This is a genomic window from Mycobacterium venezuelense (genome assembly GCF_054919535.1).
This window is the reverse complement of record NZ_JBONDW010000088.1, coordinates 1-255: the sequence shown is the minus strand read 5'-3', so window position 1 is coordinate 255 and position 255 is coordinate 1. Positions and strand designations below refer to the sequence as shown.

The 255-nt window shown below is 62.7% G+C and carries 1 protein-coding gene; it reads left to right on the top strand.

What is annotated here, in order from left to right:
- Positions 1–255 (top strand): AMP-binding enzyme (locus ACRCUN_RS34315; RefSeq protein WP_462146052.1); only part of this gene is annotated, 255 nt, incomplete at both ends.

Here is a 255-nt window from a genome sequence, read left to right as displayed (position 1 = left end):
TGAGTTGGGTGAGGTTCAGGCCGTGTTGGCTGGGGTGGAGGGTGTGGATCAGGCGGTGGTGGTGGTTCGTGAGGATCAGCCTGGTCATAAGCGGTTGGTGGGGTATGTCACCGGTGGTGGTGTGGATGTGGTGGGGGTGCGTGCTGAGTTGGGGCAGCGGTTGCCGGGCTATATGGTGCCTGCGGCGGTTGTGGTGTTGGATCGGTTGCCGGTCACGGTCAACGGCAAACTCGACAAACACGCCCTACCCGCACC